Source organism: Gordonia araii NBRC 100433, from assembly GCF_000241265.1.
GTDB classification, from domain to species: Bacteria; Actinomycetota; Actinomycetes; order Mycobacteriales; family Mycobacteriaceae; genus Gordonia; species Gordonia araii.
Map to the genome: position 1 here is coordinate 33,046 of NZ_BAEE01000052.1, position 13,288 is coordinate 46,333.

Below are 13,288 nucleotides of genomic sequence, written 5' to 3' on the forward strand. Positions count from 1 at the left end.
TTGCGGCGTGGCGAAATACGTTGGCGCCGTGGCGACCTACCGCGTTCAACTCGGTTCAGGCTTCGGCTTTCCGGAGTTGCGAGAAGCGCTGCGCCCCATCGCCGCATTGGGCGTGAGCCACCTGTATCTCTCGCCGATCCTCGCCGCGATGCCCGGCTCGACGCACGGCTACGACTGGGCTCCGCCGGCCCGGATCAGTCCGGAACTCGGCGGGGTGGAAGGGTTCAGGCGCCTGCGCCAGTCCGCCGCACGCCGCGGCCTCGGACTCATCGTCGACATCGTTCCGCAACACGTCGGCGTCGCCGACCCGCGCGCCAACCCGTGGTGGGAGGACGTGCTCCGCCGAGGTCTGGAAGCTCCCTACGCCGAGTGGTTCGATCTGCTCCCCACCCCGGAAGGGGTAATCGAACTGCCCGTGCTCGGCGACGACGGGCTGGACGCCGTCGTCCTCGACGACGCCGGCAATCTGGTCTACCACGACCGGGTCTTCCCCACCGCCGAGAACACCGTGGCGCCGGGCGACTCGGCCGCCGCGGTAGCGGCTCGCCAGCACTACCGCCTGGTCCCCCACGCCAGCGGCCGCTATGGCTACCGCCGGTTCACCGATGTCAGCGATCTGGCCGCCCTGCGGGTGGAGTTGCCGGAGGTGTACGAGGCGACGCACGGGTGGTTGCTCGATCTCGTCGCCGAGGACCTCGTCGACGGCGTGCGCGTCGACCACCTCGACGGACTCGCCGATCCGGCCGCCTACCTGCAACGACTGCGCGCCGACCTGGGCCCCGACCGGCTGATCTACGTCGAGAAGATGCTGGCGCCGCTGGAACACCTCGACAGCGGATTTCCGGTCGACGGCACCACCGGCTACGAGCAGTTGGCGGTCGTCGGCGCACCGTTCACCTCGCACGCCGGATTGCGGGAACTCACCGAACTCAGCGACTTCACCACCGGTATCACCGGTGATGCCACCTGGATGGTGCTCGAACAGCAGCGACTCAAACGCGAAGCGCTCGCCGTGAACTACGCGGCCGAGCACGCGCGCCTGGCCGTCACGCTGGCCAGCGCCCTCGGTGCCGAAGCGCCGTCGATCGGTGACCTCTGTGCCGTCACCGCCGAACTCATCACCCTCATGCCGGTTACCCGCCCCGACCAGCGGGACCACGCCGGCCTGTTTCGCGAGATCGGCAATGTGGTCGCCGACGGCAGTCCGCGACTACGGGAGTTGATACCGGTCGTCGTCGATGCTCTCGAACAGACGCCGACGGCCGCCGCGCAGATCGGTCAGCTGTGCGCGGCGATCTACACGACCGCCGTCGAAAACACCCTCGCCTATCGCAACCCGCGGCTGGTCTCGCTCAACGAACTCGGTTGTCAGCCCTGGCTCGGGTTGCCGGAAATGTCACGGTTCCACACCGCCAACGCCGAGCGGGCGCAACGCTGTCCGCTGGCCTTGAGCGCGATGACAACGCATGACACCAAGCGCAGCGAGGACGTCCGCACCCGGATCAGTCTGTTGTCCCAGGTACCGCAACGATGGGCGCTGACCCTCGCCCAACTCACGCGTGCCGCGCCGCCCCCAGACCCCGCCACGGGAATGTTCTTGCTGCAGAACCTCTTTGGCGCGTGGCCGGTCGACGAGCACGGTCCGATCCAGCCCGACGAACCCTGGCGGGCCCGGATGCGCGAGTACGCGGTCAAAGCCGTCCGGGAGGCCGGCGAGCGCTCCTCCTGGGCCCGTCCCGACATCGCGTTCGAGGAACGCATTCGCGCCTGGATCGACGAGGTCACCGACGAACGCGTCAACACGCCGCTGGTCGACCTGGTCACCAACACCTTCGACGCCTGGCGCGCCGACGCGACCGCGCGCAAGGTCGTGAGTCTGCTGTGCCCGGGGGTCGGCGACATCTACCAGGGCAGCCAGTGGTGGACCGACTCCCTCGTCGATCCCGACAATCGGCGCCCGGTCGACTACCGCACCAGCCTCGACCATCCGAAGTGCCGGGCCATCATCCATGCGCTGAGCGTCCGGCGGCGCCACCCCGACGCTTTCGCCCCCGGGGCGACCTACGTACCCGTGGTCGCGGTCGGGGAAGCCCCCGACCGGATTCTCGCCTTCGGCCGGGGAACGCCCGACGACCCCGATCCGCGCATCGTCGTGGCCTGCTCGCGGCATACCTACAGCTTCGCGACCGAACCCAAGGAATCGACATTCCTCGAGTTGCCCGCGGGAAGCTGGCGGGATCGCCTCGGCGATCGCAAGTTCAGCGGCAAGGCCGCCATCGCCGATCTGCTCGGCCAGGAGAGTCCCGTGGTCGTGCTGGAACGCAAGTAATCCCGGTCAGTTGGGTGTCGCGGGGACCCCGGGTGCCCCCGGGGCGCCGGGCGCACCCGGTGCCGGGCTGCTCCCGGTGGCGCTGAAATCGCCGACGCCCTTCGACTCGGCGACCAGCCACTTGCCACCCTCCCGCCGCAGTTGCAGTCGCAGCGCGACCGTCCGCTTCTGCGGCGCTGGCATCAGGTTCGACGTACCGGTGGCCGTGACGATCATCAGCGTCGTCGCCTCGTTGCGGCCGAGGCTCTCCACCGCCGCCGAGTCGACCTTGGCCGTCGCCTTGAGGCCCTGGTTGCGGATCTCCGCGGACGGCGCGGCACGATCCTGACTCATCTCTTCGCGCATCTTGCCGGTGACCAGCGGTCCCTGAACCTCTTTGGCCTTGTCCACCTTGTCCGAACTCGTGTACTCGATGCTGGTCACGATGAAGTGGCTCGCCGCCGCCTTCACCTCGTCGAAGGCGCGCAGTTGCTGCCTGGCCGAGTTCCATTGCCACACGCCGAGGCCCAGGACACCCAGTAGCAGTATCCCGGCGAGGACGAAGGCCGCGATGCGCAGGGTGGAGCGGCTGATGGTCAGCGAGAAGTCGTCGCCGGACGAGCCCGCCGCAGACTTCTGCTTGCTGCCGGCGTCCTCATCGTCATCGGCGGCCGACGATTTCTCGTCGTCGGGGAACTGATCGGCGTCGGGGCCCTCCGACGTGGCTTTCGTCGCGGGCTTCGCCGCCGAGGACGAGCTGCGCGCCTTGCGCTTCACACCGGACAATCCGGCGTCCGTCTCCTCCGCGTCGACGGCCGCGTCGACGTCGTCGAATTCGTCGTCGCGGTCAGGATCGTTGTGCTGGGCAGACTTCGCCATGCATCCTTCTTCTGGTGTCGGTTGTCATCACCGCGCACCGGCCAGCGGGCTCACCGCGGGCCGGGCGGTGGTGGTCACGCTACTTGTCCAACGGGACCGTGCGCGCGTTGGGATCGAAATTCGGCGGCGGTCCGGCCGTGTCGTCCCCGGGCGGTCGCGGTGCGTTCGCCGCACCGCGAATCTGCTGGTCGGGATTCTCCGTCGCGCAGTAGAGGTTCAGCGGAATCGTGAGTTCCTGCAGCTTCGACGGACGCGTCGGCGTCACCGGGTAGGTGCACGCGGGGCGCGGGAACAGCGTCGCCATGGCCCACCAGGCTCCGTGATGGAACATCGCCATCGACTTGGCCGATCCGTCGCGGACCGCGGGCAGCAGCGCCGCGATGGCCGGCGCGCGCAGCGCCCCCTGCCTGGCGACTTCGCGGAATTGCTTCAGGACATCGGTCACCGGATCGCGGATCTCGTTCAGCGAACCGGTCAGGCTGCTCACCTGGGTGGCGCCGTTGCCCAGCAGGGTGCGCAGCTCCTTGTCGGCCGCCATCGCCGCGTTGATCACGGAGCTGCCACCGCTGACGAGGCGCTGCAGATCCGGCTGGATCCCGCTGGAGGTGTTCAGGATCGTGCCGGCGTTGTTGATCAGGTTCTGCGTTTGCGGCAGCACCTTGTACAGATCGGCGAAGATCGTGCCGGCGGAGTCCAGCAGGACTCGCAGATCGTTGGTGTCACGCCCGCGGCCAAGGGCGATGTCGAGCTGTTCGATCGTCGACGCCAGCTTCTTCGGATCGATTTGCTCGACCACGTCCAGGGTCGTCTCCAGCACCTTCGGGAAAGCCACGGCAGACTCGGTCTGCCTGGTGTCGACGACATCGCCGTTCTGGAAGTAGGGTCCGTCGGCGGTCGTCGGACGGAAGTCGATGAACTGCTCACCGGCGGCCGACAGTCCGCTCGCCCGCACCAGCGCGTTGCGGTTGATCTTGACCCCGTTGTCGATCTTCACCCGGATCGCGACGTGATCGGGTTGTACCCGGATTTCCCGGACGTCGCCGATCCGCGCTCCGCGCAGGTTGACGTCGGAGGTGGTCTGGACGCCGCCGGAGTTCTTGAAGTGGACGGTGAGGTCGTAGGTGTCGGTCAGCGGACGCCAGCGCAGCGACCCGAACGCCAGGTACGCCAGGCCGACGAGCATGACCAGCACCAGGGCGATATTGCCGAGGAGCACGGTGTGCTTCCTGATCCATGCCATTAGGAGCAGCACCCCTTCGTTCCGGTGAGCCGCCCCAGAATCCGCGTCAGCGTCTGCTGCAGCGTCTTGGTCGACTCGTCGAGGTCCTTGAGTTCGGGGAACCGCGAGGCCGCGTCGAACCCGGTGCCCGGCGTGAGGTAGTAGACCCGCGCCGAGACCGAGGCCGCCGACGACTGCGTCGACTTCGCCCACTTCGGCAACAGCAGGTGCAGGTTGTCGACCAGCGGTCCGAGCGTGTTGGTCGCGTCCTGGAGGCCGGCCAGCGCCACCGACAGCGACTCGACGAACTCGATCGTGTTCTGCTCGTTGGTGTTGAGGAAGTCGTTCGTGGCCGCGGTGACCTTGTTCGTCTTGTCGATGGTGGCCAGGATCATTGACATCTGGCTGTTCACCGCGTTGACCGCGGCCGGGAGCTTGGCGATCGCGGCCTGGAGTTGCGGACGGCCGTCCGAGAGCTGTGCGGTCAGGCTGCGGGTCACGGCCATCGACTTGTCGACCTCGGCCGCGTTGGCGTTGAGGCGGTAGATCGCGGTGGTGAACCCGCGGAGCACGCCGACGAGGTCGCGGTGGTCTTCCGGCGTCGTGCCGACCGCGGCGGACAGTTCGGTGATGATCGTCTGCAGGGAACCGAGCGATCCGCCGTCGACCGTCGCGGCCGCCGTGACCAACAGGTCCTCGACGGTCGCCGCGGCACTCGTATCACCCTGCAGCTGTCCCCCGTCGGCAACGAGGGCCCCCGCACCGTCGGTCGGCGGCTTCAGGGCGACGAAAACGTCGCCCAACGGCGTCGCCTGCCGCAGCTCAGCTCCGGTGTTCAACGGCAGTTTCGCGTCCTTGCTGACCTGCATCGTGACGATCGCGCGGTAGTCGCGGGCCTGGATCTTCGTGACGACGCCGACGTCGGTGCCGTAGAGCTTGACCTTGGCGTGCGACGGCAGGTTCAGCGCGTTGTCGAAGGAGGTCCGCACCTCGATCGAGTCGCCGATGCCACCGGGAGCGGGAAGCGGGATCTGCTCGACGGTCAGTCCGGGAAGCCTGCTGCAACCCGACAATGCCAGCGTGACCGCGACCCCGACGGTCAGCGCGGCACGCGCGCGCTTGTTGGCTGTCATTTCACCTTCTCCAAGATCGCCGAGAAAATACCCAGGTCCGGACCGAAGTCCTTCAGCTGACCGGTACGGCAGCCGTTCTTCTGCAGGTTGATCGACTCGCAGAACCGGGCCAGCATCTCGTTGTCGAGCAGCGCCTTGTCCAGGTGCACGCCGGCGCGCCAGGCGCCTTGTTCCTCCGAGATCGAGTTGGACAGGTTCTGGAACAGCAGGGGGCCCAGGTCGATGGCTTCGACGACCTGGCGCGAGTAGTCGCCGAGGTTCTCCGCCAGCGCGGCTAGTTTGGCGGTCGAGACGCCGATCGTCCCCGAGTTGTTGGCCAAGAACTCGCTGGTGTTGCGCAGCATCACGTTGAGGTCGGCCATGGCCGCGAGCAGACCGGGTGACTGCCGGTCCAGCGTTGCCGCCACGTTGGTCACCGAGTTGGAGAAGGCGCGCATCTTCGGATAGTTGGCGACCAGCTTCGAGGTGAGGTTGTTGATCATCTTGATCAGCTCGACCAGCGCATCCCCGTTGTCGGAGGCCAGCTTGCCCGCCTTGCTCATCTGCGTCACCGCCTCGGCGAAGCGCTGACCGTTCTCGGCCGTAATGCCGTCGGCCAGGCCGAGGAAGTCGGCCAGCGGGCCCTTGCCCGCGCCGTCGCCGGCGAACGTCTTCATCAGGCGGTCGACCGAATCGAACAACTCGGCGATTTCGACGGGCGCCTTCGTGTCCTTCACCGTGTCACCGTTGCCCAGCTTCTCGCCCTCCACGTACACCGGGGAGAGTTCGATATGACGAGTGGTGACGATCGAGGTGTTCACGATCGCCGCGGTGACCTCCTTGGGCACCGAGATCGACCGGTCGACCGTGAACCGGACTTTGACGCGCGCGCCCTCCGGTTCGATCTTCGTCACCCGCCCGACCGGCATGCCCAGCACGGCGACGTCGTTGCCCTGGTACAGGCCGGCGACGCTGTCGAAGTAGGCGGTGAGTTCATACGCCTGACCGAGTTTCGAGGCGATCCCGGCCGGCATCAGCGAGCACGAGGACATCAGCCCGGCCGCCAGCACCACGGCGACAGCCGCGACCGGCCGGCTCAACTTCTTCGTCAGCATCCGTCCACCACCCGGGCCGTGCACAGCCAGTTGTCCGGGAACAATCCCCACGGCAGATAGCTGTTCGCGTAGGGGCCGTCACCGGTGATGTTCACCGTCGCACGCGCGGTGATCGGCAGGATCTCCAGCAACTTGCGCAGGTTGTCCCTGTTCTTCTCCAGCCCCTGGGAGATCGTCTGGATGTTCGCCATGACGGGGGCGAGCTTGCCCGCGTTCTCCTGTCCGATGGCCTGCGCGTGGCGCGTCAGGGTCGCCAGACCGTCGAGCAGGCGCGTCACGAGCGCCTCCCGAGCGACGATCTTGCTGGCCAGCTGCTGGCCCTGGCCGATGATCATCGCGAGCTGCACCTGGCTGTCGTCGACGATCGACGTGACCTGTTTGGTGTCGGCGATCAGCTGGTTGATCTGGTCTTTACGACTGGTGATGACCTCCGACATGCGGGCCAGACCGTCGATCGCGGGGCGCGCCAGCGCCGGCGTGCCCTGCAACTGCCGGTTCAGCTCGGTCAAGCTCGACGAGAGATCGTCGGGGTTGATGCCGGCCAGGATCGGCGTGCCCGCCTCGATGGTCTTCTGCAGGTCGTAGGGCACCCTCGTGTCCTTGATCTGCGCGCCGTCCAGCTTGTCGGGAGCGTCGCCGAGCGCGATGTCGACGTAGCGCTGACCCAGCAGCGTCGACATCTTGATCTCCGCCGAGCCGTTGGACCGCACGTCGACCTCACGGTTCACCTTCATCGACACCTTGACGTGATCGCGTTCCAGGCTGGTCCCGGTCACCTCGCCGACGTCGATGCCGGCCACCCGCACTTTGTCGCCGGGACGGATTCCGCCGGCCTGTGCGAAGTCGCCGTAGTAGCTCTTCTTGCCCAGGTTGGCTCCGGCCAGCACGAAGACTCCGACGAGCAGCAGCACGAGCACGAGGGCGCCGATGACTCCCGTCCACAGCTGCGGGCGTTCGCGGTACATCGATCTCGCACTCATCGGCATGCCTCCGAATGCGCCGTGCCGCCGAGCTTGTTGAGCAGACCCGGTGGGAGGAGGACGTCGCCGAAGGCGATGTCGAGGTCGCAGGCATAGATGTTCAAGTGGGCCCCTTCACCCATCACCATCGGGAAGTGGGCGAGGAAGACGGGAAGCTCGACGGCCGCCCGGTCCAGCTTCGACCCCAGTTTGATGAGCTTGTTGGTCGCCGCAGCCGCATCGTTGCCCGCGGTGGCGAGGGAGTTCTGCGTCTGTCCGAGGATGTTGCCGAATCCGCTGGCGGTCCGGCCGATCTCGCTCACGGCCTTGCCGAAGGCGGCCGAGTTCGAGTTCAGGCTCGCGACCAGATCGCCGGTGCCCTTCACGAGGTCCGACATCTGGCTGCCCTGCCTCGACAGATCGCGCATGACCCCCGACAGGTGAGCGATGATCGACCCGATCACCTCGTCGCGGTTGGCCATGTCGTTGGCGAGCGTGCTGACCTGGGCGACGGTGTTCTTCAGCGAGACCTGGTCACCCTGGAACACCGCGATCAGGCCTTCGGACAGACCGTTGATCTGCTCGGAGGTCAGGGTTTCGAACAACGGCTGGAAACCGGCGAGCAGCCTGGTCACGTCGAAGGAATCCTCCGACTCCTGCTTCAGCCGCTCCCCCGCGGCCAGCTCGGTGCGCGGCTGGCCGTCGACGAGGCTCAGGGCGATGTACCGCTGCCCGATCAGGTTCTGATACCGGATGGCCGCCTTCGTCGCCGCGTAGACCCGTTGGCCGGAGTCGACGGTGAAATCGACTCGCGCCTTGCCGTTCTCCAGCTTGATCGTGCTGACGCGTCCGACGCGGACCCCGGCCATGCGGACGTCGTCGCCGCTCGCCAAACCGGCAGCATCGTTGAAGACCGCGGAATACTCGTTGGTGCTGCGCGGGCCGGACCGTTCCAGCGTCGACCAGATCGTGTAGGTCAGCAGGAGGGCCATCACCGCGAACAGGGAGAACCCGATCAGCGGTTTGCGGATGCTCATCGTTCTCCTTCCGATTGCTGGGGTTTGGCTTCACGTGGTTTCGCGTCGGGCCGCTTCGTCTGGGGCTTCTTATCCCGGTCGGACTTGCGGGCCGACGGTTTGCGCTGTCCCGGCGGTTTCGGAGCCCGGTCCGCCTTCGGCTTGGTCGAGTCGACCAGTGGGCCGAGCATCAGGATCTCGGCCGGCGAGGGATCGCGGCCCAGCATCTTGCGCAGCGTGTCGACGTCGGTGCCGGTCGTCACCGATCCGGCCGCCATCCGGCGCATGCTGGGCGGGAAGATCGCCAGCGGCCCGGAACTCGTCGGGCCGGTACCCGTGCCCGGTCCCACACAGCCCGGACCGCGCAGCTGGCCGAACTTCCCGCCGTTGTAGACCGGGCAGTTCTGGCGCGTGTAGCGCATGAAGACGCCGAAGCTGATGCCGAGGTTCAGCCGGACGTGGCCGTTGCTGCCGGTGAAGACCGTCTGGACGCGGGCGGCCAGCCGGTTCAGCGCGACGATTGCGTCGGGCAGGGCGCGCGGTTCGAGCACCGCGGCACCCACGACCTGCCGCATGTCGGACACCAGGTGCTTGCCGACGTCGCCGTTGGCCGCGAACAGCGCGAGGGTCTCGTCGGTGACTCCCTGGGCCGCCGACAGCAGCGCGGTCATGTTGCGCTGGTTCTCCGCGATCGTCGCCGCGGGGACCACGCTCTTGCCCAGCGCGTCGAGAAGCTGGGGCGCGGAGCGCGACAGGCCCATGACCGTGGCGTTGAAATCATCGAACCCCGGTCGCGCGCCGGCCGGGAACATGGCGTTGAGCTGCTCGAAGTACTCGCGCAACGATTCGGAGAACATCGCGAAGGTGGTGCCTCCGCCGCGCATCGCGTCGGCGATGGTGCCGAGCACCGCCGCGAACTGTTCCGGCGGCACGGCGCGCATGATGTCGCGCAGCTGGTTCTGCGCGTCCTGCAGCGCCAACGTGGCCATGGTCTGATCGGCCTCGATCTTCGCGTCGGAGGTCAGCTTGGTCGGCGTGGCCCCTTCGGGGGGCGGCAGCAGCTCGACCGAGTTCACGCCGAACAGGTTCGACGGCACGGTTCGAGCGGTGACGTTGCCCGGAATCCCCTCGGCCTGCTTGGGGTCCAGCTCGATCTTCACGTCGCGCATCTGGATGCCGTTCTTCCCGACGCGTTCGGACGGGGTGACTCCGGCGACCTCGCCGACGATGTAGCCGTTGTAGCGCACGTCGGCCGCGCTGACCAGCCCGTCGCCGACGTCGGTCAGCGTCGCCGTGACCGGGACGACCTTGTCAAAACGGCCCTGATAGCGCATGCCGAGCAGCGTGAAGAGCACCGCGAGGACCGCCACGAAGACGGCGCCGCGCAGGACATAGCTGGTCAGCGAGGGATTGCGCCCGCTCGTATCGATGAATGGCATCTGTTACCCCGAGATCCTGATTCCCGCCGATGTCCCCCAGAAGACCAGGGTCATGATCAGGTTTGCGAACACGATCACGATGATCGCCAAGCGGATGGCGTGACCCGCTGCCACGCCGACGCCCTCCGGACCGCCGCTGGCGAAGTAGCCGTAATAGCACTGGATGAACGTCGTGAGCAGCACGAACACGATCACCTTGAGGAACGAGAGCACCATGTCCCACGACAGCAGGAACTGCTGGAAGTAGTACAGGTAGGTTCCGTTTCCCTGACCACTCTGCACCTGGAACATGATCTGGCAGGCCAGGTAGTTCGCCGCGAGGGCGATCGCGTACAGCGGCACGATCGAGAGGACCGCGGCCATCATGCGCGTGGTCACCAGATAGGGCATCGGCCGGATCGCGATCGATTCGAGCGCGTCGATCTCCTCGCTGATCCGCATCGAGCCCAGCTGCGCGGTGAACCGACAGCCCGCCTGCGCCGTGAACGCCGTCGCGGCGAGCAGCGGTGCGATCTCACGTGTCGTGGCGAAGGACGAGATCGCGCCGACCACCGGGTCCATGCCCAGCAGGTGTAGTGCGGTGTAGCCCTCGATGCCGACCGTGGCACCGCCCATGATGCCCAGGATCACCATGACGCCGACCGTGCCGCCGCCGACGACGATGGCGCCGTTGCCCCACGCGATGTCGGCGAGCAGGCGCCACACCTCTTTGGAGTAGTGCTTGAACGTTAGCGGCACCGCGCCCAGCGACTTCAGCAAGAAGGTCAGCTGGTGGCCCATCCGGGCGAGCGCGTCGCGCGGCCCCCGGTACGCGCCCTTGGCGATCTCGACCGGCCGCAGGACCGGCGGCGTATACCTCGATGCGGTCATCTCACACCACCTTCGCCGGGATGATCAGCGCGAACACCTGGGTGAGGACCACGTTCACGGTGAACAGCAGCAGCACCGAGTTGACGACCGCGGCATTCACCGAGTCGGCGACGCCGGCCGGTCCGCCCTTCGTGTTCAGTCCCCGGTCACACGCGACGATGGCCACGATTGCACCGAATATCACGGCCTTGATCATGGCGAACCATAAGTCCGACGGAGCTGCGAAAGACGAAAAGGTACTCGTATAGGAACCCGGCGTTCCGCCCTGCATGTAGACGTTGAAGATGTAGCCGGTGATGAAGCCGACGAAGCAGACGAAGCCGCAGAGCAGGAAGCTGACGACCATGGTGGCCAGCAGGCGCGGCGAGATCAGACGCTGGATCGGGTTGACGCCCATCACCTTCATCGCGTCGATCTCGTCGCGAATCGTGCGCGACCCCAAGTCGGCGGCGATGGCCGAGCCGACCGCGCCGGCGATGATCAGCGATGTGACCAGCGGGGCGCCCTGGCGGATGACGCCCAACCCGGTCGCGGCGCCGGCGAACGCATTCGCACCGATCTGGCCTGCGATGTTCGACACCTGGATCGACACGATGACGCCGATCGGGATGGCGACCAGCAGTGTCGGGAACACCGACGTGCTCGCCATGAAGGCACACTGGCGGATGAACTCCCCGAAGGGGAACTGCCGTTTGCCGATATCGGTGAACAGTGCGCGAAAGACTTCGACGAACATGCCCAGCTGGCGACCGAACGTGTCGAACGACGCGACGATGTGCTCGCTCCACCACTTGCGCACCGGCGAAACCCGAGAGGGTTTCGCCGGTATGTCCGTGTTCGGAGTACTTGTGACCACGCCCCTGCCTTCACTAGTCCTCGGCCTGGGGCCGCCCCCGTCGGGGACCCCATCGTCAGCCGGATTCGCCCTCCGCGATGCTCGCTCGGCGATCCGACTCGTGAGTAATATACCTGGCTCGCGTCACCCCATTGCGATTTGGGTCACATGCCCTACTCGTGTCAGGTCAAATACCGGTACTCCGCCGAGTCCGGATGGAGTCGCTGACACTTCAGGCGCGACTCGTCCATCCGTTTGACCAGGGGGTCTAGCCCATCTGGCGATCCGAGTTCGATACCGACGAGCGCGGCACCGATCTCCCGGTTGTTTCGCTTGACGTACTCGAACAACGTGATGTCGTCGTCGGGGCCGAGCACTTCGTCGAGGAATCGCCGCAACGCACCGGGCTCCTGCGGGAAGTCGACGAGGAAGTAGTGCTTGAGACCGCGGTGCACCAGCGAGCGCTCGATGATCTCGCCGTACCGGGACACGTCGTTGTTGCCGCCGGACACCAAGACGACCACCGTCGAATCCTCGGTGAGCCCCGAACCCGCGAGATCGAGACCTTCGAGCGCGGTGGCGGCAAGCGCACCGGCCGGCTCGGCGATGATCCCCTCGTTCTGGTAAAGCTCCAGCATCGTCGAACAGATCGCCCCCTCGTCGACCTGTGTCAGACGCACCTCGCCCGGCGCCACCGGCGCGTCCTGCGCGACCAACCGGACCCCGGCGACACCGGTCGCGCGGTACTCGGCCAGATCCGGGCGATCCACGACCACGGCCCCGGCGGCCGACACCGCGGCGTATGCGAGAGCACCGACGCGGCGGACTGCCGCACCGTCGACGAAGGAATCGATCTCCTCGAGCGTCACCGGGCCCCCGGCGACCAGGGCGACGCCCAACGACGGGGCGCCCGCCGGCTCGACGCCGACGACCCGGGTATTCGGATCGTTGGCGCGCAGGTACGTCATGACGCCGGTGAGACAGCCGCCGCCGCCGACCGGGACAACCGTCAGCGACGGTGCGGCACCGAGCTGCTCGACGATCTCGCGTGCGATGGTTCCCTGCCCCGCCGCCGTGCGCGGATCGTCGAACGGGTGAATCCACACCGCACCGGATTCCGCCACGTCGGCCAGCGCTGCGGCCGCCGCGGCATCGTAGGTGTCACCCGTCTTGACCAGTTCGACGAAATCCCCGCCGTGCCACAGGATGCGGTCGCACTTCTGCTTGGGCGTGGTCGTCGGCACGTAGATGCGGCCCTTCACCCCCATCGCGCGACAGGCGAACGCGACGCCCTGCGCATGGTTTCCCGCACTCGCCGCGACGACGCCGCGGTCCAGTTCGGCCGGGCTCAGCTGCGCCATGACGTTGTAGGCGCCGCGGATCTTGTACGAGCGCACGGGCTGCAGATCCTCGCGCTTGAGGTATACCGTGACGCCGAACCGGGCCGACAACCGCGGGCAGTACTCGAGCGGCGACTGAATGACGACGCCCTCGATCCGCTCGGCCGCCGCGCCGATGTCGGCGACGGTCGGCAGG

11 protein-coding genes are annotated in these 13,288 nt (G+C 67.1%); 1 reads left to right on the forward strand and 10 read right to left on the reverse strand.

Going from position 1 to position 13,288, the window contains the following annotated elements; all coding sequences use genetic code 11:
• Positions 1–7: 7 nt before the first annotated feature.
• Positions 8–2,329: a malto-oligosyltrehalose synthase gene (treY, locus tag GOARA_RS09865; RefSeq protein WP_007322213.1), complete on the forward strand. Its 2,322-nt coding sequence runs from the start codon at positions 8–10 to the stop codon at positions 2,327–2,329.
• A gap of 6 nt (positions 2,330–2,335) precedes the next feature.
• Here the strand turns inward: treY and GOARA_RS18965 are convergent, their stop codons facing one another.
• The 10 genes from GOARA_RS18965 to ilvA all read right to left on the reverse strand — a co-directional run bounded on the left by GOARA_RS18965 (position 2,336) and on the right by ilvA (position 13,287).
• Complete coding sequence (locus GOARA_RS18965; protein WP_007322214.1) at positions 2,336–3,187, reverse strand: hypothetical protein; 852 nt, start codon at positions 3,185–3,187, stop codon at positions 2,336–2,338.
• A gap of 79 nt (positions 3,188–3,266) precedes the next feature.
• A complete protein-coding gene (locus GOARA_RS09880; protein ID WP_007322215.1) occupies positions 3,267–4,427 on the reverse strand; it encodes an MlaD family protein in 1,161 nt (386 codons plus the stop codon).
• A complete protein-coding gene (locus GOARA_RS09885) occupies positions 4,427–5,539 on the reverse strand; it encodes an MlaD family protein (protein WP_007322216.1) in 1,113 nt (370 codons plus the stop codon). Before GOARA_RS09885 ends, GOARA_RS09880 begins: the two co-directional genes overlap by 1 nt.
• Positions 5,536–6,633, reverse strand: coding sequence for an MCE family protein (locus GOARA_RS09890; RefSeq protein WP_007322217.1), 1,098 nt, complete (start codon positions 6,631–6,633; stop codon positions 5,536–5,538). Before GOARA_RS09890 ends, GOARA_RS09885 begins: the two co-directional genes overlap by 4 nt.
• A complete protein-coding gene (locus GOARA_RS09895) occupies positions 6,627–7,619 on the reverse strand; it encodes an MCE family protein (RefSeq protein WP_373277743.1) in 993 nt (330 codons plus the stop codon). The genes GOARA_RS09890 and GOARA_RS09895 overlap by 7 nt, the downstream gene beginning before the upstream one ends.
• Positions 7,610–8,644 (reverse strand): MlaD family protein, encoded by a 1,035-nt coding sequence (locus tag GOARA_RS09900; protein WP_138947631.1) that lies wholly within the window; start codon positions 8,642–8,644, stop codon positions 7,610–7,612. Before GOARA_RS09900 ends, GOARA_RS09895 begins: the two co-directional genes overlap by 10 nt.
• Complete coding sequence (locus GOARA_RS09905) at positions 8,626–10,047, reverse strand: MlaD family protein (protein WP_007322220.1); 1,422 nt, start codon at positions 10,045–10,047, stop codon at positions 8,626–8,628. The genes GOARA_RS09900 and GOARA_RS09905 overlap by 19 nt, the downstream gene beginning before the upstream one ends.
• 3 nt (positions 10,048–10,050) lie before the next feature.
• Positions 10,051–10,917, reverse strand: a complete 867-nt coding sequence (locus GOARA_RS09910; RefSeq protein ID WP_007322221.1) for an MlaE family ABC transporter permease — start codon at positions 10,915–10,917, stop codon at positions 10,051–10,053.
• A 1-nt stretch (position 10,918) separates the two neighbouring features.
• A complete protein-coding gene (locus tag GOARA_RS09915; protein ID WP_007322222.1) occupies positions 10,919–11,716 on the reverse strand; it encodes an MlaE family ABC transporter permease in 798 nt (265 codons plus the stop codon).
• Between the two features lie 218 nt (positions 11,717–11,934).
• The gene (gene ilvA, locus GOARA_RS09920; RefSeq protein ID WP_212763466.1) at positions 11,935–13,287 is read right to left on the reverse strand and encodes a threonine ammonia-lyase IlvA; all 1,353 of its coding nucleotides are present in this window, start codon (positions 13,285–13,287) and stop codon (positions 11,935–11,937) included.
• Position 13,288: the final 1 nt, after the last annotated feature.